This is a genomic window from Pseudomonas sp. GW456-L12 (assembly GCF_059424045.1).
On the sequence record NZ_JBWKZA010000017.1, the window covers coordinates 38,679 to 58,816 of the forward strand.

Annotated in this window: 21 protein-coding genes; 5 read left to right on the forward strand and 16 right to left on the reverse strand. The window is 64.6% G+C overall.

Going from position 1 to position 20,138, the window contains the following annotated elements; all coding sequences use genetic code 11:
* Nucleotides 1–20 precede the first annotated feature (20 nt).
* Complete coding sequence (locus tag AC07Y9_RS20455; protein WP_102680293.1) at nucleotides 21–911, reverse strand: universal stress protein; 891 nt, start codon at nucleotides 909–911, stop codon at nucleotides 21–23.
* 329 nt (nucleotides 912–1,240) lie between these two features.
* On the opposite strand from AC07Y9_RS20455, the gene fnr reads away from it, so the two are divergent.
* On the forward strand, nucleotides 1,241–1,987 hold the full coding sequence (gene fnr, locus AC07Y9_RS20460) for a fumarate/nitrate reduction transcriptional regulator Fnr (protein WP_053261125.1): 747 nt from the start codon (nucleotides 1,241–1,243) through the stop codon (nucleotides 1,985–1,987).
* A 23-nt stretch (nucleotides 1,988–2,010) separates the two neighbouring features.
* Nucleotides 2,011–2,994, forward strand: a complete 984-nt coding sequence (locus AC07Y9_RS20465; protein WP_102680294.1) for a zinc-dependent alcohol dehydrogenase family protein — start codon at nucleotides 2,011–2,013, stop codon at nucleotides 2,992–2,994.
* Between the two features lie 12 nt (nucleotides 2,995–3,006).
* Here the strand turns inward: AC07Y9_RS20465 and AC07Y9_RS20470 are convergent, their stop codons facing one another.
* Nucleotides 3,007–3,903, reverse strand: coding sequence for a universal stress protein (locus tag AC07Y9_RS20470; protein ID WP_102680295.1), 897 nt, complete (start codon nucleotides 3,901–3,903; stop codon nucleotides 3,007–3,009).
* A 222-nt stretch (nucleotides 3,904–4,125) separates the two neighbouring features.
* Here AC07Y9_RS20470 and AC07Y9_RS20475 point away from each other — a divergent pair, with 222 nt between their 5' ends.
* A complete protein-coding gene (locus tag AC07Y9_RS20475) occupies nucleotides 4,126–4,689 on the forward strand; it encodes a GNAT family N-acetyltransferase (RefSeq protein WP_102680296.1) in 564 nt (187 codons plus the stop codon).
* Nucleotides 4,690–4,745: 56 nt separating this feature from the next.
* Here the strand turns inward: AC07Y9_RS20475 and AC07Y9_RS20480 are convergent, their stop codons facing one another.
* The 4 genes from AC07Y9_RS20480 to AC07Y9_RS20495 form a co-directional block, all read right to left on the reverse strand.
* Entirely contained in the window at nucleotides 4,746–5,663 is a 918-nt protein-coding gene (locus AC07Y9_RS20480) for a universal stress protein (RefSeq protein ID WP_102680297.1), read from the reverse strand.
* Between the two features lie 106 nt (nucleotides 5,664–5,769).
* Entirely contained in the window at nucleotides 5,770–7,008 is a 1,239-nt protein-coding gene (locus AC07Y9_RS20485; protein ID WP_102680298.1) for an MgtC/SapB family protein, read from the reverse strand.
* Between the two features lie 43 nt (nucleotides 7,009–7,051).
* Complete coding sequence (locus AC07Y9_RS20490; RefSeq protein ID WP_173679792.1) at nucleotides 7,052–7,294, reverse strand: hypothetical protein; 243 nt, start codon at nucleotides 7,292–7,294, stop codon at nucleotides 7,052–7,054.
* A 41-nt stretch (nucleotides 7,295–7,335) separates the two neighbouring features.
* Entirely contained in the window at nucleotides 7,336–8,409 is a 1,074-nt protein-coding gene (locus AC07Y9_RS20495; protein ID WP_009043853.1) for an NAD(P)-dependent alcohol dehydrogenase, read from the reverse strand.
* A 253-nt stretch (nucleotides 8,410–8,662) separates the two neighbouring features.
* Between AC07Y9_RS20495 and AC07Y9_RS20500 the strand changes: the two genes are divergently transcribed.
* On the forward strand, nucleotides 8,663–9,595 hold the full coding sequence (locus AC07Y9_RS20500; RefSeq protein WP_102680300.1) for a universal stress protein: 933 nt from the start codon (nucleotides 8,663–8,665) through the stop codon (nucleotides 9,593–9,595).
* Between the two features lie 58 nt (nucleotides 9,596–9,653).
* Here AC07Y9_RS20500 and AC07Y9_RS20505 read toward each other — a convergent pair whose 3' ends face one another.
* Nucleotides 9,654–10,292, reverse strand: coding sequence for a TetR/AcrR family transcriptional regulator (locus tag AC07Y9_RS20505; protein ID WP_102680301.1), 639 nt, complete (start codon nucleotides 10,290–10,292; stop codon nucleotides 9,654–9,656).
* Between the two features lie 129 nt (nucleotides 10,293–10,421).
* Here AC07Y9_RS20505 and AC07Y9_RS20510 point away from each other — a divergent pair, with 129 nt between their 5' ends.
* On the forward strand, nucleotides 10,422–11,081 hold the full coding sequence (locus AC07Y9_RS20510; protein ID WP_087090983.1) for an O-methyltransferase: 660 nt from the start codon (nucleotides 10,422–10,424) through the stop codon (nucleotides 11,079–11,081).
* A gap of 81 nt (nucleotides 11,082–11,162) precedes the next feature.
* On the opposite strand, the gene AC07Y9_RS20515 is transcribed toward AC07Y9_RS20510, so the two are convergent.
* The 9 genes from AC07Y9_RS20515 to AC07Y9_RS20555 form a co-directional block, all read right to left on the reverse strand.
* Nucleotides 11,163–12,947, reverse strand: a complete 1,785-nt coding sequence (locus AC07Y9_RS20515) for a SulP family inorganic anion transporter (RefSeq protein ID WP_087090984.1) — start codon at nucleotides 12,945–12,947, stop codon at nucleotides 11,163–11,165.
* Nucleotides 12,948–12,989: 42 nt separating this feature from the next.
* Nucleotides 12,990–13,811 carry a polyphosphate kinase 2 gene (ppk2, locus tag AC07Y9_RS20520; RefSeq protein WP_102680302.1) on the reverse strand — a complete coding sequence of 274 codons (822 nt, stop codon included), beginning with the start codon at nucleotides 13,809–13,811 and terminating at the stop codon, nucleotides 12,990–12,992.
* A gap of 118 nt (nucleotides 13,812–13,929) precedes the next feature.
* The gene (locus tag AC07Y9_RS20525) at nucleotides 13,930–15,540 is read right to left on the reverse strand and encodes a gamma-glutamyltransferase family protein (RefSeq protein ID WP_102680303.1); all 1,611 of its coding nucleotides are present in this window, start codon (nucleotides 15,538–15,540) and stop codon (nucleotides 13,930–13,932) included.
* Between the two features lie 33 nt (nucleotides 15,541–15,573).
* Nucleotides 15,574–16,353, reverse strand: a complete 780-nt coding sequence (locus AC07Y9_RS20530) for an amino acid ABC transporter ATP-binding protein (RefSeq protein WP_102680304.1) — start codon at nucleotides 16,351–16,353, stop codon at nucleotides 15,574–15,576.
* A 2-nt stretch (nucleotides 16,354–16,355) separates the two neighbouring features.
* Complete coding sequence (locus AC07Y9_RS20535; protein ID WP_085530872.1) at nucleotides 16,356–17,123, reverse strand: amino acid ABC transporter permease; 768 nt, start codon at nucleotides 17,121–17,123, stop codon at nucleotides 16,356–16,358.
* A gap of 11 nt (nucleotides 17,124–17,134) precedes the next feature.
* Nucleotides 17,135–17,944: an ABC transporter substrate-binding protein gene (locus AC07Y9_RS20540; RefSeq protein WP_102680305.1), complete on the reverse strand. Its 810-nt coding sequence runs from the start codon at nucleotides 17,942–17,944 to the stop codon at nucleotides 17,135–17,137.
* Between the two features lie 80 nt (nucleotides 17,945–18,024).
* Nucleotides 18,025–18,693: a GntR family transcriptional regulator gene (locus tag AC07Y9_RS20545; RefSeq protein ID WP_085530874.1), complete on the reverse strand. Its 669-nt coding sequence runs from the start codon at nucleotides 18,691–18,693 to the stop codon at nucleotides 18,025–18,027.
* Nucleotides 18,694–19,003: 310 nt separating this feature from the next.
* The gene (locus AC07Y9_RS20550; protein WP_102680306.1) at nucleotides 19,004–19,438 is read right to left on the reverse strand and encodes a nuclear transport factor 2 family protein; all 435 of its coding nucleotides are present in this window, start codon (nucleotides 19,436–19,438) and stop codon (nucleotides 19,004–19,006) included.
* 151 nt (nucleotides 19,439–19,589) lie between these two features.
* Nucleotides 19,590–20,114: a cupin domain-containing protein gene (locus AC07Y9_RS20555; RefSeq protein ID WP_102680307.1), complete on the reverse strand. Its 525-nt coding sequence runs from the start codon at nucleotides 20,112–20,114 to the stop codon at nucleotides 19,590–19,592.
* Nucleotides 20,115–20,138: the final 24 nt, after the last annotated feature.

The following is a 20,138-nucleotide window of genomic DNA, read 5'->3' on the forward strand; positions in this document are numbered from 1 at the left end:
GCCCGCTCCGGTGCCCTCCCCTAGACCGCCAGAACGCTGCAAGGCGCCTGATACAGAATATGTTCGATCGTGCTGCCCACCAGCTTGGCCAGCCCGCGGGACTGGTTCCTGCCCATCACGATCACATCCACATCCTGCGCGTGGGCAAACTCGCTCAGCACCGAGACGGGTGGGCCCTTGATGAAGTGTCGACAGTCGGCAGGCACGCCGAAGCGCTCGGCAAGTCCAAGGAAGGATTGTTCCAGATCCTCGCGCAGCTTGCGGGTAAGGTCCGCCAGGGTCAGGCCGACGCCGCTCATATTTTCCAGAAAGGCCGCGGAGATATCACAGGCGGACAGCAGGTGCAGCTCGGCATCGCACTGCAAGGCGAGACTGGAAGCCTCATGGATGATCCGCTCATTGAGTTCGTTGTCCGCAGGCTTGGTGTCCGACACTTCGACCGCGGCCACGACTTTGCGCGGCAAGAGGCTGCCATTCCCGCCAGTCAGGTACACCGGTTTCGGGCAATGGCGCAGCAAGTGCCAGTCCAGGGGGGTGAAGAGCGCGCGCCTGAGCCGCGGCTCATGCTCTATCTGCTTGATCAACAGGTCGGGCTGCATTTCCACGACATGGTCGAGGATGCCTTGCTGCATGTCATCGACCCATGCCACCTCCATCGTCACGGCCAGCACCTGGCCGTGCAGGTCTTCTACCTGGGCCTTGAGCCAGTCGCGATGGTCCTGCAAGTAGCTTTCCCGGGCCTGTTGGCGATCGCCCTCTTCGAGCAACCACAGAATATCCAGCGACCTCATCAAGGCCGCGATATGCAGGCTCGCGCCGCTGGCCCGGGCCAGGGCCGCGGCGTGATCTATGGCATGGGAATGGCGTTGAGCCGGGTTGATGATCAGCAACAACCGTTGGTACTGGCTCATGATCGACCTCCAGACAGGTGGGCTTCGATGCCAGGTGCCCGTTGATGAAGGCAGCCGTTGCGCCCTCGCGGGATCGGCATCAGTGTCGACCCAGACTCCTCCCTGCGCGCCTCCAGGGTTCTGATCTATGTCAGATCCCCGCGCGAGGCGCCGAAAAGTCGCCCCTGCGCAGATAAACCTGAGGACCCGCCCTGGCGCGTCCTGCCTGAGCTCGATGAGGGGGCAGGTGTTTTTCCCATTCGTCGCCTGCTTTTCGCCAGCAGCCGAGCGGCCCGCCCTGGCAAGGCACAGGAACTATGCTTCACCCACTAAATAGAGGGCTTACTGGCATGCCCGATACCCGAGTGTCGCCAAACCACTATCTCAAGGCTGCATGCGCCAACTGCAGTGTCCTGGAGTTGTGCCTGCCGCTTGGCCTGAGCGGGCCGGAGATCGAGCGTCTGGACACTCTGATCGTGCAACGCTTCAAGGTAAAAAAAGGCGCGGCCCTCTACCGTACAGGCGATCCTTTGCGCTCGCTGTATGCGGTTCGCATAGGCTCGTTCAAGACCAGCATGGTTTCAATCGACGGTCGAGAACAGGTCACCGGCTTTCAGATATCGGGTGAGATGCTTGGTCTGGATGCCATCAGTGCCGACGAACACGCCTGCAGCGCGTTCGCCCTCGAGGACAGCGAAGTCTGTCCCATCCACTTCGCTCAACTGGAGAAACTCGCCCAGGACTTGCCATCCTTGCAACACAGCCTGAACAAACTCCTGAGCCGAGAAATCGTCCGCGATCACAGCATGTTGATGCTGATGGGCAATATGAACTCCGACGAACGCCTGGCGGCCTTCCTGCTGAACCTGTCGCAACGCCTGAGCCTGCGAGGCTACTCGTCCAGGGACTTCATCCTGAAGATGCGCCGCGAGGAGATCGGCTCCTACCTGGGGCTGAGGCTGGAAACCATTTGCCGGGGCATCGCGCACCTGCGGGACCAGGGGCTGGTGGAAATTTCCGGGCGGGAAGTCAAGGTCCTGAACCTGGAGGGGCTCAAGCAATTGGTCGCAGGTTGCCACCGCTCGGCCCTGCGCTGACCCTGCACGCCCGGAGAATCGTCATGCGCGCCATGGTCCTGCATACCCCCGGCGAACCGCTGCGACAGGAACAACGTCCGGTCCCGACACCCGGCCCCCGGCAACTGCTGATCAAAGTCCTGGCCTGCGGCGTCTGCCGCACCGACCTGCATCTGGTCGATGGCGAGTTGCCCCAGGCGCTGCTGCCACGGGTGCCCGGCCACGAAATCGTTGGCCAGGTGACCGCGGTGGGCGCCGACGTCGCGCCCGACTGGATCGGCCAGCGAGTGGGCGTCCCGTGGCTCGGCTGGACATGCGGCGAATGCGCGTTCTGCCGCACCGGCCGGGAAAACCTGTGCGACCAGGCGCAATTTACCGGCTGTCACCTGGACGGCGGCTACGCCGACTACACGGTCGCCGACGCCCGTTTCTGCCTGCCGATTCCCGAAGCGCTCTCGGCCACCCAGGCCGCGCCGTTGCTGTGTGCCGGGCTGATCGGTTTTCGGGCGCTGCGGATGGCCGGGAATGTGCGCCACCTGGGCCTCTACGGTTTCGGAGCGGCAGCGCACCTGGCCATCCAGGTGGCGCTGGGCCGGGGGCAGCAGGTGTATGCCTTCACCCGGCCCGGTGACCGCGCGGGCCAGGACTATGCCCGGTCGCTGGGGGCCAGTTGGGCCGGTCCCTCGGATCAAGCGCCGCCGCACCCGCTCGATGCCAGCCTGATCTTCGCCCCCGTCGGCCCGCTGGTGCCGGCGGCGCTGGCCGTCACGGTCAAGGGCGGCTGCGTGATTTGCGCCGGCATCCACATGAGCGACATCCCGGCATTCCCTTACCGACTGCTCTGGGGCGAACGCAGCGTGCGCTCGGTGGCCAACCTGACCCGTGAAGACGGCAGCGCGTTTTTCGCAGAATTGCAGCACACCCCTGTCCACTGCGACGTCACCTGCTTCGCCCTGGAGGATGCCAATCAGGCCCTGGAGCGCCTGCGGGCCGGTCAGTTCAACGGGGCGATCGTACTCACTCCGTGACGCCCGGGCCGTTCACCTGACCGCCAGAATACTGCCCGGCACCGAGTACAGCGCCCGTTCGGTCGTGCTGCCGATCAAGCGGTCGATTCCCACCCGATGCACAGTCCCCATCACCACCACATCGGCCAGGTACTGCTCGACGAAGTCGCCGATCGCGGGCACCGGCGGGCCCGGGACAAAGTGCCGGCGTTCCGGCGCGATGGCATAACGCTCCGCCAGGGTGACGAACGCCAGATGCAAGGACTCACGCAGCTCCTCGACAACGTCCATGCCCCAGCCACCGCTGACCAGCGGTGCATCGCCATTGAAGGCCGGCGACAGGTCATAGGCGTACAGCAGGTGCAGTGGCGCATCGCATTGCAGGGCCAGGACGTTGGCCGTCTGGATGATGGTGTCGTTCAGGCCGCTGATCTGGGTCGGTGGATCGAATGGGTCCACCGCCGCCACGACCCGGTGCGGCAAGCCGTAACGGGCCTGATTGACCAGATGCACGGGGATCGGGCACTCACGCAGCAGATGGCAATCCAGGGGCGTGATGAACACCCGCTTGAGCAGCGGCTCCAGGCTGACGTCCTTGATCAGCAGGTCCGGACCGAGCTCCTCGACCGTCTTCAGGATGTCCAGCAGCGGATGGGTGGTGAACAACACGTCGACCGTCGCCTCCAGCCCCAGGTCGCCGAGCCGCTGGGTCTCTTCGGCCACCCACCGGCGATGGCGACGCAGATAACGCTGATAGCCCGCCTCGTCGACTCTCTCTTCCCACAGATGCACCACCGGCGCCGGCTCGGCGAAGCCGCGTACATGCAGCGCCGCCCCGCTGGCCTTGGCCAGCGCGACAGCCCGCAGCGAGGCTGGCGACTGATGCAGGGTTGGATCGGCGATCAGCAGCAAACGTTGGTAATGCCCCATCACACACCTCGCTCAGGCACCGGTCGAACAGGCCGGCATATGCCAAGAGTGCGCCTTGTCCGCCGGCAAGCGCCTTGATGTACATCAGATCCCACTCGATGAGCGACGCCTGTCGCCGGTGTCTGATCCAGATCAGATCCGACTGTCATCAGCGGGGTAAAACGAAGCGAACCGCGTGTGCCCTGCCGCGCGGCCCCTTTCGGCCGTATGGAGAACCCCATCATGCTCACTGTCAAAAACCACAACGAACGGGCCGCCGCCGTCTACGCCGCGGTCCCCGGAGAACACTGGATCGAAACGCTGAAGGACGGCCATCATGTGCTGATCCGGCCACTGGCGGAAAAGGACCGCGAGCGGGAGTACGCCTTTATCAGGCGCCTGTCTCCCGAATCCAGGCACATGCGTTTCCTCGCCCAGATCAATGACCCCAGTGGCGCCCTGCTCGATCAGTTGATGCATACCGATGGCAAGCAGCACATAGCCTACGTCGCACTGGCTCACGAGAATGGACAACTGATCGAGATCGGTATCAGCCGCTACGCCGCCACGGGCGAGCACGAATGCGAATGCGCGGTAACCGTCGCCGACGAATGGACGCACCTGGGCCTGGGAACCTTATTGATGGAGCATCTGATCGAGGCTGCCCGCAAGAACGGCTTTCGCCAGATGTATTCGATCGACGCCGCCAGCAATGCGCCCATGCGCGACCTGGCCAAGGCCCTGGGTTTCGAACGGAGTCACGATCCCGACGACAGCCGCCAGGTCATCCATCGCCTCCACCTGTAAACCAGCGCCCCGTGGCGTACCGGCCAGCGGGCCGCCACGGGCGATTCAATCCTCAATCAAAGCGTCTTGTCCGGTTTTATCGCCAGTACGCTGCACGGAGCCCGGTGCAAAAGCTGCTCGGCGGTGCTGCCCAAGAGTTTTTTCAGTCCCTTGTGCTGCACGGTTCCCATGACAATGACGTCAGTCCGGTGGGCAGTCGCAAAGTCACAGATACACGACAGCGGCGTACCCTCGATGAAATGGCGACGCTCTGGAGGCACGCCATGGCGTTCGGCCAGCGCCGCGAATGCCTCGAATTGCGCCTCGCCCAACACTTCGTAGATCCCGACATTCAGCGGCAGCACGCCAACCCCCATGTCCTGGGCATATACCGTGGCCCAGTCATACACATGCACCAGCTCGAGTGCCGCGGCACACTGCCCGGCCAGCTTTACCGCGGCGTCGATAATCTGGTCGTTGAACACCCTGTCCTGCTCATCGCTGCGTAGCACATCGACGATGGCCAGCACGTTGCGTGGCCGTGGGTTGAGGGCATTGGTCACCAGGTGCACCGGTACCGGACAGTCCCGTAGCAACTGCCAATCCAGGGGAGTGAAGAACACGCGCTTCAAGGCAGGCTCTTCTTCGGCATCCTTGACGATCAGGGCCAGGGGCATCTCATTGACGAAGTGCAGGATTTCTTCGAACGGATGCTGCACCCAGAGCACTTCGCGGGTGACCTCGACCCCCTGTTCGCTCATCGAGCGAGCCTGCTCGTCAAGCCATTGCCGATGGCTTTGCAGATACCCGTCCCGGGCCTGGACGATCTGTTCGGGCGCGAACAGGCCGGCCACCGCCAGCGCCTGCAAATAATCGAACGCCACGATATGCAAGGGTAACTGCATCGCCCGGGCCAGCGCCGCAGCGCGGTCGAATGCCGGTGTGCGGTTCATGGCGGGAGGGGCAATGAGCAGTAAACGCTGGGTCTGCGACATAAGGCACCTCGGCACGCGGCCATCTCAGGACACGGAATGGAATTGCAGATTGAGCGTTCCCGGGCCGGGTGACTTGATCTTTGTCAGCTACCCGAAGCGACAGGTTTCAGTACAGCCAGATGCCGGCCCACATCGCCAGCGTCAGCAACACCTGGCCGGGAATGACATAGGCGGCGAAGCGGCGCCCGCCACTGACCCAGGCCACCAGGCATTTGCTCAGGGAATTGCTGCTGACCGCAATCAGCACGGGCGCGGCGATGGCCTGGAAGGGCAACTGGCCGGATTTGGCCAGGGAGGCTATCGACGCCGTCGAGGAATGGGCGTCGGCGAAGCCGCTAAGGGTTGCGGTCACCATCACCCCGACTTCACCAAAGTGACTCAACATCACCGACGACAGGAAGGTGATACCCGTCATGGCCAGCGTGACGAGCAAGGCCAGCTTGAGGTTGAACGCGCCGCCGACCTTGATCGGCTGGTGGGCGCCCTGGGCCGGCGTGGGGAACATCAGGCACAGGCCATACAATGCCGTGGCGGCAGCGCCGGCGAACAGCGGCCCCCACATAGGGTGCAGCAGACCGGTATCGACCGCGCCCAGGATCAGGCCCACCTGGGTCAGCGTGGCCAGGTTGGAGAACAATGCCGCCGCGCCCAGGGCCTTGATGTTGTCCGGCTCTCTGGCAGCGATATGCCCCATGGCGGCGATGGTCACCGTGCTGGAGGCGAACCCCGAAGCGATGGCACTGATCGCATAACCGTAACGAGTGCCCAGCGTGCGAACGGCGATATGCCCTACCGCACCCACGGCCATCAGCAACACGGTCAGGGTGCAGATGGTGCGCAAATTGATGGAGGCATAAGGCCCGATGTAACGATCCGGCGCCAGCGGCAGCACGACCAGTGCCGCGATCAGCAGTACCAGCCCGTCGCGCATTTCCGCTTCGCTCAATTGACTGCGGGCGAAGTGATGCAACTTTTGTCGATACGTCAGCAGCCCCGCCATGACCACGCCAATGGCAATCGCCAATTCCGGCGCCGTACCGCACATAGCCCCCAGCGCCAGCACCGTAAGCAACGCCACTTCGCTGGTCACGCCCGGGTCGCTGCCCAGGCTTCGCCAATACGCCACGGTAATCAGCAAGGCCAGGCAGATAGCCATGATCCCCAGCAACAGGGCACCACCGACCTGCATCGCCACATACCCCAGCAGCGCGGTAATGGCGAACGTGCGCAACCCCGCACAGGCACGGCTGTCTCCTCGCCCCTTGTGCCGCTCACGCTCCAGACCGATGAGCAAGCCGATTCCCAGCGCAGCTGCCGCGCCTTCCAGGCCAAGGGTCGCGCTCACAGAGCCTCCCTGCGGACGAACCTTGCCGCCCTGGCCACGAGGGTCACTTCAGCAGGCCAGGGCAAGCCCCCTTCCTGGTAGCCGGAGCGGATCGGTCGCCGGCTGTCCGAGGGGCGGCCTCCGTCTGGCCAGGGCTGGTCGGCCAGGGGTGCGGCGCATCGATGCGCGCCCGGAGTTGACCGACGAAAGCCGTCGCGGCTTCCAGGCTGCTGAAGCCCACTGTCAGGGCATCCATGTGCACGAGCCAGCCGTGGCCTGTCGGTTTCGCTGTGATGTCGATGATCATCGATCGCCTCCGCTCAAGCACCCGCGTCGCCCGGCCGGGCATCACGGGGTAATCGCCACCTTCATGACCCCGTCCCGCTGGTGAGCGAACAACTCATAGGCGGCTTCGATATCGTCGAGTTTGAAACGGTGGGTCACCAGGGGCGACAGATCGACCCCGCCGCTTTGCACCACCGCCATCAAGCGGCGCATGCGTTCTTTGCCGCCGGGGCACAGGGTGCTGACGATGCTGTAGTCGCCCAGCCCGGCGGCGAAGGCGTCGAGGGGAATGTGCAGGTCGCTGGAATAGACACCGAGGCTGGACAACCGCCCGCCTGGCCGCAAGACGCGCAAGGCGGACTCGAAGGTGCCCTGGGTGCCCAGCGCTTCGATGGCCACGTCGACGCCACGGCCATCGGTCAGCGCCATGATCTGCTCGACCACGTTACCGTCCTTGAAGTTGACCACATGGGTGGCTCCCAGGCGTTTGGCGACCGTCATGCGCTCGGCCACGGCATCCACTCCGATGATCTGGCTGGCCCCCTTGAGCCGCGCACCGGCTACCGCGCAGAGGCCGATCGGCCCCAGGGCGAATACCGCGACGGTATCGCCGATACTGACCTCGCCACGCTCTGCCCCGGAAAACCCGGTGGACATGATATCGGGGCACATCAGCACCTGTTCGTCGCTGAGGCCGTCGGGGATCGGGCACAGATTGGCCAGGGCATCCGGCACCAGTACGTACTCGGCCTGGCAACCATCGATGCTGTTGCCGAACTTCCAGCCGCCGATGGCGCGAAAGCCATGGCGGGTGTCCGGGCCGTCCTGGGAAGCGCAACCGCACAAGCAGGCATAACTTTGCCCGCTGGGCGTGATGGCCCCGGCAATCACCCGCTGCCCCTCGACAAAACCGCGCACCTGCGAACCCAGCCGCTCGATGATTCCCACCGGTTCATGACCGATGGTCAGGCCCTTGGCCACCGGGTACTCGCCCCGCAGGATGTGCACATCGGTGCCGCAGATCGTCGTCGTGGTGATACGCACCAGGGCATCCAGTGGCCCCACTTCGGGGATCGGCTTTTCATCGAGCACGATCCGGTTCTTTTCCACGAAAATTGCCGCTTTCATGGTGGCCATGACGATCCTCCAACCTTGAGCCCGAGCTTGAGTCCAGCAAGACTTTCAGGCTGCGCCGGGAGCGAGGGCCTGGGCTTGATCATGATCAATAATTCATCAATGGGCCCCTCGCGACTGACCACACGTCAGCTGGCCCGCTCCACTGCCGGACGGGTTGATACAGATCAAGCGCGCACCGCCGGCCGCAGGCAGGATCGCAGAGGGTTTCACGGCCAAAGACGCGTTGCCGTCAATTACCCCTGGGAGAGTCGTCATGTCCGAGCAATCACGTTTCATGCTGGTCGCCTCGCCGCTGATGGAGAACAGCCCCGCCTTCGATCGGGCCGCCGCCCTGGCCAGGGCCGAAGACGCAGCCCTGCACATCGTCGCCTTCGACTACCTGGAAGGCCTGGCCACGGCCAGCCTGGTCAACGAACAGGCCCTGGAGCAAATGCGCCTGGGTTATGTCGAACGCCATCGCCAGTGGCTCGAAGAACAGGCCCGCCCGCTGCGCAAACTGGGAGTCACCGTTACCACTGAAGTGATATGGGTCGAAAGCCCGCTGCAGGAAATCCTGACGCACCTCAAAGAACAGCCCATGGCCCTGCTGATCAAGGTCCTGGAGCATCAATCGCGGCTGTCGAGGGTGTTCTTCACGCCCCTGGATATCCACTTGCTGCGCGAGTGCCCGGTGCCCCTGCATTTCGTCAGCCACCTACAGCATGCATTGCCGCGCAAGATCGTCGCGGCGGTCGACCCGTTCCATCGCGATGACCAGTACCAGGACTTCAACGACCGGATACTGCATGAGGCGAGCAAACTGGCCAGCGCCTGCAACGCCGAGCTCGACGTGGTCTATGCCCATGACCTGTCCTCTATCGGCGCGGACGAATTCAACTTCGACCAGAGTTCGACGTTTTTCTCGACAAGCAAGGCCAAGACCCTGTTCGACGCACAGGCCGCGGCCTTCGGCGAACTGGCCGAACGCAATGGCATTGCGCCGGAACGCCAGCACATGATCATGGGCAGCCCGGCCAAGGTCCTTGCCAGTTACGTCGCAGCCTATGACATCGACGTGATTGTCATGGGCAGGGTTGGCCATCGCGGCGGCTTGGGGCGCCTGATCGGCAGCACGGCAGAGCAGTTGCTGTACCAGCTGCCTTGCAGCGCATGGGTGGTTTCACCCCAGGTGCTGATGGCTGAATAACGCCCTTTTTCAGGAGGCTTGCCCGCGCGCCAGGCCGGCCACCTCGCGGCTTTACCGGTCAGCCAGCGGGGCGCGCCAGTTGCGTGAGGTAGGCGCAGAACATGTCTGCCATCGCGTCAGCGTAGGTCTTGATCTCTGCGGCGGTGCGCGGGCTTTCTGAAAAGTCCTTGCCCACGCTACTGAGGGTGGTGGTGATCAAGTCGGCGGCCAGGGCGCGGGTGGCCTGCGGCGCCTCGGGCAGCGCCTCCTCCATGAAAGCCTGGAAGATCCGCTCTCCTTGCGCCTTCACGGCCTGCGCTTCGGGGGCGTCGCGGTACAGCGGCGCTGCGTCGTTGAGCGCCACACGCATCCTGGCTTCCTCGCATTCGGACTGGATAAACACCCGGACCAGCACCCGCAGCCGCTCCAGCGGGGCTTTGCCACCCTCTTCGAGGATGCCGCGCAGCATCTGCGTGGTCTGTTGCCACTCATCGCTTTGCAGGCGGAACAGGATCGCCGCCTTGTTCGGGAAATATTGATACAGCGAACCGATGCTGACGCCGGCCTTCTCGGCCACCCGCGCGGTGGTGAAACGCTGCGCGCCCTCCTTGGCCAAAACCTGAGTAGCGGCTTCCAGGATCGCCGCCACCAGCTCCGTCGAGCGTGCCTGTTTAGGCGCTTTGCGCGAGGAAACCTGCGGGGTCCGGCGGTTGCTCATGATGGCCCGACAGGGCCGCAGCCAATGCGAATAGCGCAGGGGGTCACTTGCTCATATCCTCTGAATGCGACGAATTGATCGCATTTTAGCCACGCGCCGCAAGGCGTCAACTTCGGACGGGATGCCCCCATGACCAGCACATTGACCACCTCCCCACTCGCGCCCCTGCTCGATCGCCTGTTCGAGCAGGCCAATACGGCGACCAACCCGGCCGTCGCCGGCATCTCCCGCGAGGAACGCGAACGCCTGATGCACAGCAAGACCGAATACCTGGATTTCTATGGCCGCCTGAAAGACCTCTGGCTGCCCGTTTCCCGCGAGACCGGCGGGCTGCTGTACATGCTGGCGCGCAGCACCCGGGCCCGGCACATCGTCGAGTTCGGCACCTCGTTCGGCATCTCGACCCTGCACCTGGCGGCGGCCATCCGCGACAACGGCGGCGGCCGCCTGATCGGCAGCGAGTTCGAGGCGTCCAAGGTGCAACGGGCGCGCCAGCACCTGCTCGAAGGCGGCCTGGCCGACCTGGTGGAAATCCGCGAGGGCGACGCGCTAAAGACCCTGGCGGTCGACCTCCCCGAGTCCATCGACCTGCTACTGCTCGACGGCGCCAAGGCGTTGTATGCCGATATCCTGGCCCTGGTCGAAAGCCGCCTGCGGCCGGGCGCGCTGATCGTCGCCGACAACACGGACTACTGCCCGGACTACCTGGCCCGGGTCCGTTCGCCCGCCAGTGGCTACCTGTCCGTGCCCTTCGGCGGCGACGTGGAACTGTCGATGCGGTTCGCCTGAGTCCTCCCTGGAAGACAAGGCCCCGGTCAAGATCGGGACCTGATCACCCGCGACTTTGCCACTGAGTCGCGCCACTGCCGCTTAGCGATCCTCGCGCCCTTCCCCCTCCAGCGGATGCTGCGCGAGGTAGCTGTCGACGGCATCGCCGATGGTCGGGAAGAACGCCGCTTCGCCGAAGCGTGCGAACAGCCCGAACCGCTTCAGCTTGTCCTTGACCGGGTCTTTCATCTGGGCCACGCACAGCTTGATGCCGGCCTGGTGCAGGGTGTCGTCCAGTTCCGCCAGCATGTCGGCGGACGTCACGTCGACGCTGGTGACCGGTTCCGCTGCCACTACCAGCCAGCGCACCGGCGTTGGCGAGGCCGCCACGGCGTCCAGCACTCGGTCATGGAACAGCTCGGCATTGGCGAAGAACAACGGGGCGTCCCAGCGAAACAGCACCACGCCGGGGATCAGGCGCGCGTCGGGATAACGCGTGATGTCGTGATAACCCTTGACCCCTTCCGCCCGCCCCAGGACCGCCGAGTAAGGGCGCCAGCCATCCCACAGGAACTCGATGACGGCGATCACGATGGCCAGGCCGATGCCCTCGATCGCGCCCAGCACCGCCACGCCGACGGTGCAGACGATGGACAGCCAGCACTCCCATTGCTGGATACGATAAATCCGCCGCAGGTCGCTGACTTCGATCAGGCCGATGGCCGATGCGATCACCACCGCGGCCAGGGCGCTGGTGGGCAGACTCTCCAGCAGGTTCGGGGCCAGCACCAGCAGCAAGGCCACGGCCAGGGCGCCTATGACTCCGCTCAGCTGGGTCCTGGCGCCGGCGGCCTCGGCCACGGGGGTGCGCGACGAGCTGCTGCTGATGGCAAAACCCTGGAAAAATCCGGCCGCCAGGTTGGCCACGCCAAGCCCGACCATCTCCTGGTTCGGGTCGACGTAGGTGCGGGTCCGCGCTGCGTAGACACGGGACAGCACGCTGGTATCGGCGAACGAAACCAGGGCCACCGCACAGCCGCCGATCAGCACCGGGCCGATATCGGCGCGGCTGATCCAGGGGATGGCGAACGCCGGCAGGCCTTGTGGCAGAGAACCCAGGACCGACACGCCGGCTGTTGCCGCAAGGTCCAGCACAGCGACAGCGACGGTCGCCGCGGTGACGGCGATCAGAATGCCCGGCACCCGCTGGCTGTTCTTGAACAGCAGGATCACCGCCAGGGTCGCCGCGCCGACCATGAAGGCGATCCAGTTGGTCTTGCCCTCCAGCACCGCTGTGGCAATGGCCCACAGGTTGCTCAGCGGCCCGTTGGCCTCGACCGAGAAACCGAAGAGCTTCGGCAGCTGGCTGATCAAGACCGTCAGCGCGATGCCGTTCATGTAGCCGTAGCGAATCGGCTTGGAAAGCAGCTCGGTGACAAACCCCAGGCGCGCGATGCCGGCCAGGATGCACACCACCCCGGCCACGATCGCCATCATCCCCGCCAGGGCGACCGCGCGCTGCGGGTCACCGCCGGACAGTGGCAGGACCACGGCGAGGATCACCGCGGCCAGCGAGGAATCCGGCCCCAGTACCAGGATCCGGCTGGGGCCGAACAGCGCATAGGCGAGCAACGGCACGATGGTCGCGTAGAGGCCATAGATGCCGGGCAGCCCCGACGCCACCGCGTAGGCGATGCCGACAGGCACCAGCACCGTGGTCAGCACCAGCCCGGCCACGAAATCGTGACGCAACCAGGCCACGCGGTATTCGCGCAGCATGCGCAGCCCCGGCAGCCAGCGGCTCCAGCGATGCTGTTCGTCGCCGGCGTCCCGGCGGGCAATCCGGCCAGGTTCCGGGACGGGCGGAGAAGACCCCGAATGGTTCATCGGACACTGGCCTTGGCGGGTAGATGGGCTTATGCCTGGTGCTCAGAACTTCTGCGGAACCCGTCGCAACGGATGGTCCGATTCCCGATAGCCGCCCGGCTTCTGGCGTTTGGGCAACACCACTTTCTCCCGTGGTACTTCCTTGTAGGGAATGCGGCTGAGCAGGTCGCTGATGATATTGAGACGCGCGCGGCGCTTGTCGTTGGAGTCGGCCACCAGCCAGGGCCCATGTTCGGTGTCGGTGGCCTTGAACATCGCGTCGCGGGCACGGGAATAGTCATACCAGCGGCTGTATGACTTGACGTCCATCGGCGTCAGCTTCCAGATTTTGCGCCCGTCCTTGATCCGTGCTTCGAGGCGGCGGGTCTGTTCTTCCTGGCTGACTTCCAGCCAGTACTTGAGCAGGATCACGCCCGAATCGACGATCGCCCGCTCCACCAGCGGCACCGCCTTGAGGAAGCCGTCCGCCTGCTCTTCGCTGCAAAAGCCCATCACCCGCTCGACACCCGCGCGGTTGTACCAACTGCGGTCGAAGATCACCACTTCGCCCGCCGCCGGCAGGTGCGGCAGGTAGCGCTGCAGGTACATCTGGCTTTTCTCGCGATCGGTCGGTGCCGGTAGCGCCACCACCCGGAACACCCGCGGGCTCAGGCGCTCGGTCAGGGCCTTGATGGTCCCGCCCTTGCCGGCGCCGTCGCGCCCCTCGAAGACGATGCAGATCTTGATGCCTTTTTCGCGCACCCACTCCTGCAGCTTGACCAGCTCCACATGCAAGCGGCGCAACTGGTCCTCGTAGTCTTTTTTGCTCAGTTTTGCGGGTTCAGCGGGAGCGCCCTTGGCGGCGCCCTTTTTGTTTTTTGCCATGACCGGAACCTCATGCTCGCTTTCATCGATCGCGTGAGTCTAGTCGAGGATCCGGCCTCCACAGGGCGGCCCGGGCCGGCCGGGAACGCGGCGAGGACAAGCGCCCGCGCCCCTTGGCTCAAAACACCGCGATATGAGCATCCGTGCGCGGTTCGGTGCCGCCGCACAGCACGCCGGTTTGCGGGTCGCGCAGGATGATCTGCCCGCGCCCGTAGCTGGTCAGGTCGCAGGCCACCTGTACCTCGTGCCCGCGACGCGCCAGGGCGGCGGTCATGTCCCGCGAGGCGTTCTGTTCGATCCCCACTTGCAGCCCGCCCAGCCATTGCCAGCGCGGCGCATCCAGGGCCGCCTGCGGGTTGAGGCCGAAATCCACCAGGTTCATGACCATCTGCACATGCCCCTGGGGCTGCATGTAACCACCCATCACGCCAAACGGCCCCATGGGCACGCCGCCCTTGCTGAGGAAACCCGGGATGATGGTGTGGAAGGTCTTCTTGCCGGGCGCCAGGCAGTTGGCATGGACGGGGTCGAGGCTGAATTCTTCGCCACGGTTCTGCAGGGCGATGCCGCTGTCGGGCAGCACCACGCCCGAGCCAAAGCCGTGGTAGTTGCTCTGGATGAACGACACCATGTTGCCCTCGGCATCGGCGGTGGCCAGGTAGACCGTGCCGCTGGCGTGCGGGTCGCCCGGCTGCGGGGCCTGCGCCTGTTCGCCGATCTGCGCCCGGCGCTGGGCCGCATAACGGTCGCTGAGCAGGTCCTCCACCGCGACCCGCATATGCGCGGGGTCGGTGATGTAGTGCAGGCCGTCGCTGTAGGCCAGCTTCATCGCCTCGAGCTGGCGGTGCCAGGTCTGCTGGCTGTCGCGATGATCGAAGTCGAAGCCTTCGAGAATCTTCAGGGTCATCAATACCACCAGCCCCTGGCCGCTCGGCGGAATCTCCCAGACGTCCACGCCGCGATAGTTGACCTTGATCGGCTCGACCCACTGGGCGCGGTAGTCCTTGAGGTCGCTGGCACGCAGATAACCGCCGGTAGCCCGCGAATGCTGGTCCAGGCGTTGCGCCAGGGCCCCCCGATAGAAGCTCTCGCAGCCGGTGGCGGCCAGTTCCGCCAGGGTCCGGGCTTGCGCCGGGTTGCGAAACATTTCCCCGGCCCGCGGTGCCCGGCCATCGATCAGATAGGTGTCGAACCAACTGTCGAGCACGGCGTTGCGGCTCGGGGTGAAGTTTTCCAGCGCGCTTTGCCATTGCAGGGCAACCACCGGCGACACCGGGAAACCGTCGCGCGCCAGGCTGATGGCGGGTTGCAACAGGTCGGCGAATGGCAGGCGGCCGAAACGCCTGGAAAGCTCGGCCCAGGCCGAGGGGCAACCGGGCACCGTCACGGGCGTCCAGCCGTGCAAGGGCATCTGTTCATGGCCAGCGGCTTTCACCGCCTCGATGCTCAGGGCCTGGGGCGCCACACCGTTGGCGTTCAGGCCGTGCAGTTTGTCCTGGGTCCAGACCAGGGCAAAGGCGTCGCCACCGATGCCGCATCCCGTGGGCTCGACCACGGTCAAGGCCGCCGCCGTGGCGATCGCGGCGTCGATGGCGTTGCCTCCGCGACGCATGATTTCAATGCCGGCCTCGGCGGCCAAGGGCTGGGACGCGGCGACCATGCCGCGCTTGGCGAACACGCTTTGCCGCTGGGAGGCGTAGGGATACTCGTGGGCAGAAAATTCGAACATGGCAGGTCTCACACACATATTGAGGGTTCGGGCTCACAACACCCGGCTGAGAAAGGCCCGGGTCCGGGCGTGGCGTGGCTGGCTGAAAATCTGCTCGGGCGGCCCCTGTTCGATCAGCTCACCTTGATCGAGCACCACCACCCGGTCGGCGACCTCGCGGGCAAAGCCCATTTCGTGGGTGACCACCACCATGGTCATGCCCTCCTCCGCCAGCTCCTTCATCACTTGCAGCACTTCGCCCACCGTCTCCGGGTCGAGGGCGCTGGTCGGTTCGTCGAACAGCATCGCCTGGGGCTTCATCGCCAGCGCCCGGGCGATGGCCACCCGCTGTTGCTGGCCGCCGGACAACATTGAAGGATAGTGCCCCGCCTTCTCCGACAGCCCCACGCGCTTGAGCAGCGCCCGCGCCTGCTCCTCGGCCGCGGCGCGCGACACGCCCAGGACGTGGATTGGCGCTTCGATGATGTTTTCCAGGGCGGTCATGTGCGGGAACAGGTTGAAGCGCTGGAACACCATGCCGATGTCCCGGCGCTGGCGGGCGATGTTGCGTTCCGAATCGCGCACCAGGCTGCCGTCGGCCCGCGTGCGGTAGCCCATGGGCTGCCCGGCGACGCGGATCTGCCCGGCCTGGATGTCCTCCAGCAGATTGATGCAGCGGATAAAGGTGGTCTTGCCCGAGCCGGAGGCGCCGATCAGCACCACCACTTCGCCGCGCCGGACCTGCAGGGAGATGCCCTTGAGGATCTCCAGGTCGCCGAAGGACTTGTGAATATCCAGGGCTTCGATGACCAGTTCTTCATTCATGTGCGGCATGTTCAGCGCCCCCTCAGCAGTTTCAGGGTGTGACGCCCGAACAGGCGGCTGGCCGCCGGCGCCGGGCGGTCGGACTGGCCGAAGCGGTTCTCCAGCCAACGCTGGAAAAAGCCCCAGAGCGTGGTCAACGCCAGGAAGTAGATGGCGACCACCAGGTACAGCTCGAACACCCGGAAGGTCGCCGAAGTGACCATCTGTGTGCTGAGCAGCAACTCCTGCACGCCGATGACGCTGACCAGCGTGGTGTTCTTCAGCATCACGTTGAACTCGTTGCCCAGCGGCGGGACGATCACCCGGAACGCCTGGGGCAGCACGATGCGCCGCATCAGTTTGGGGAAGGTCATGCCCAGGGAGCGACCGGCTTCGTACTGTCCTTTATCGACCGCACCGATGCCGGCGCGGATGATCTCGGCCATGTACGCGCCTTCGTTGAGGCCCAGGGCGATGATCGCCGCCTGGATATTGCCCGGCACCACCAACCAGCCCAGGTCCAGGTCCTCGAAGCGGAAAATCCCCCCGGCCGCCAGCGCGGTATACAGGAACACGATCTGCACCAGCAGCGGCGTGCCGCGCATCAGCCACACATAGAAGCGCACCGGGTACTGCAACAGCGGGTTGCGCGACAGCTTCATCAGCGCCGCCAGCAACCCCAGTACACAGCCCAGGAGCATGGCCGATACGCTGATCAGACAGGTCAGCCCGAGCCCCGTCAGGTAGACATCGCTGGGCAGCAACAGGTACTGCCAGAACACGTCCCAATTGAAGTTCATCGAGCTCGCCCTCAGTCCAGTTTGTCGCTGCCGACGTGCCATTTATCCAGCAGCGCGGCGTAGCTGCCGTCGGTGCGCATGTCCTGCAAAACCTGGCTCAGCGCCGCGCTCAGTTGCGGGTCCTGCTTGCGCACGCCGAAGCCGGTGAGGATCCGGTTGAACGCCGGCACCGCCGACTGGAACAGGTCCGGGGCCAGCTGCTGATAGTGCCCGGCGGACTCCACCGTGGTACCGAAGGCGTCCACCTGGTTGATGCGCAGCGCCTGGAAGGCATCGGCGTCGACGTTGTACACCACCAGTTTCATCGGCGGCTTGCCGGCCGCCACCAGCTTGTCGTTCTCGGCGCCGAGCAGGAGGCGGATGGTCGAACCGTTACTGACCGCCACCTTGAGCCCGGACAGGTCCTCGAGGCTGTTCACCGCTTTCGGGTTGCCCTTGGGCACCACGATGGACTGGCTGGAGTACATGAAATTGACGATGTCGATCACTTCCCGGCGCTCGGGTTTGTCGAACAGCTGGTCGACGATCATGTCGCATTGCTGCGCCAGCAGCGCCGGGATCAGCCCGGCGAAAGGCGAGATGCGCCACTCAACTTGTTTGCCGCCCAGGCGCTGGGCAATCGCCTCGCCCATGTCCACCTGCAACCCCACCGGTTTCTGCTGCGTGTCGAACGACACCAGCGGCGGCGAATCCATGCCCGAGCAGTAGACGATCTTCTCGCTCTTGCTCAAGCGCTCCGGCAACTCGGGGGCGGCTTGCGCCCATAGGGAACAACATAGACTCAAGGTAAAAACGGCAGCTGACGCGCAAGGCTTGTGCATGGCATTACTCCAGTCATGTCGGGTAGCAAGGGCGGCTGACGCTCACGACAAGCGTGAAGCGCCTGGCGAAACGTGCGTGGTTACTGATGGGCCTCCAGGAACTGGATCAGCCGCGGGATGGTGCCTTCGATGTGCTCGCACACCACCTGCGCCGCCTTGTCCGGGTCACCGGAGCGCAGCGCGGCAATGATCGAGGCGTGTTCGTCACGGGCGCTGCGGGGCTTGTCGGCGTGTTGCAGCCACAGGCGCATATGCGGCTCGATCACCGAATACAGCGCCGAGATCTGCCGCATCAGCCGCGGGCGTTCGCTCAGGCTGCACAGGTATTCATGGAAGGCGCGATGGCGGCTGACCCACTCGGCGCCGTCTTCGCGGTAGTCGTCCATCTCATCGAGCAAGCGCTCCAGATGGCTGAAGTGCCGCTCGGTGATCTTGCCCGCCGCCACCCGGATCGCCAGGCCTTCGAGGGCACTGCGCATTTCGAAGACCTCGCGCATTTCGTCGATGTTCAGGCCACGCACGATGGCCCCGCGATTCGGTCGCAGGGTCACCAGGCCATCGGCGTCCAGGCGCCGGAAGGCTTCGCGTACCGGCATGCGGCTCATGTTGATTTCGCTGGCGATGTCCTCGGCGATCAACCGCTCCCCGGTACGAAAGCGCCCTTTGCAGATCGCTTCCAACAGAAAGTTGTAGGCCTCCTCCTCCGCGGTCACGGGCTGGCGCTCGGTATAGGCTGGGGCAAATTTCATCGGGGCACCTTTTGTATTTTTGTATCCAATTATCCATATAGCCAAAACAGCACATTGCGTGCCAAGGCTCCGCTGCGTCTTACAGGTGCTTGATTCAGTTGGATTTTGCTTATTCAGAATGGCTGGCGAAGACTATTACTGATCAGCATAGCGAGTGAAAATGCCCCAGGACGGGGCTCATGGCGCGCAAAAAATGCGCTCTCGGTAACAGTTGCTCGGGGCTCGTCACTTTCCTCAGACCCCATAAAAGACGGGCGCCTGTCAGGGCGCCCGGGTTATTGGCCTATGGCCGCCCTGCTCTCGCCGCCGCTCAGCCAGACGCCTTGCTCGCCGCCAGATAGGGCGCCAGGCGGCGCGCCATTTCTTCGCCGAGGGCCTGCAGGCCGCTCATGGGACGGACCATCACCTCGAACTCGACGATCTTGCCGGCTTCGTCGAAGCGGATCAGGTCGATGCCCTTGATCTGCCGCTCGCCAACCCGCGCGCTGAACTCCAGCACCACGCTCAGGCCATCGGCGGTGACCAGTTGACGGTGATAGGCGAAGTCGCTGAACACCTTGAACACGGTATTGAGGATGGTCGAGACCACCGGCGCACCCGGATAAGGCGTATGGGCCATGGGCGAACGGAATACCACATTCGAATCCAGCAGGTCAGGCAAGGCGCCCAGGTCACCCTGGGCCAGCATGGCGTGCCAGCGTTGCAGGGAGGCGGCAGCCTGGGGATGCAGTTTCAGATCGGACATGGTGTTCTCCTGTCGCTTGCAAGGGGTGGACCGAGGAGCTGTCGTTCGACGGCGATTGACCGAGCCACCATAAGCGCCGGGCGCCGCGCGCAACAATGATCGCAAGTGACACTTGACTGATCGCAATGAGCAATCGGCGTGACGGTTTTCTTCAGGGCTGGCAGAGCCGTTCGAACAATTTGGCGTGCCGCGGGAAGCGTTCGCTGAGCTGGCGCTTGCAACCCAGCTGCATGTCCGCGTAGTCGAACCCTGGGCACACCGCCTCGCTGATCAGGCCGTAGCCCGCCGCGCCGGGCAGCAGCCGCGAGGCCTTCCATACACCGCCGGGAACGTGAAGCTGCAAGCACTGGCCGGCCAGCACATCGCTGCCCATCACTCGGGTTTCCAGGCGGCCATCCGGGAACACCAGGCAGTATTCGAGGGCATCGCCGAGGTGGAAGTAATGCAGGATGTCGGACTGGTTAAGATGAAAGTGACCGATGGGCGAATCCCCGGTCAGCAGGTAATAGATGGAGGTCATCAAGTACCGCTGCCCGCCCGCGCTGGCGAGCATCGGCCGCTGGTCCGTCTGGAAGGTCCGGCGGTAGTAACCGCCTTCCGTGTGCGGTTCCAGGTTGAGGGCGGTCAGCAGTTGTCGGGCGCTGCAAGCAGGCGTGGGCGGGAGCGGGTCAGTCATGTCGGGGTCACAGGTCAGGGAGTT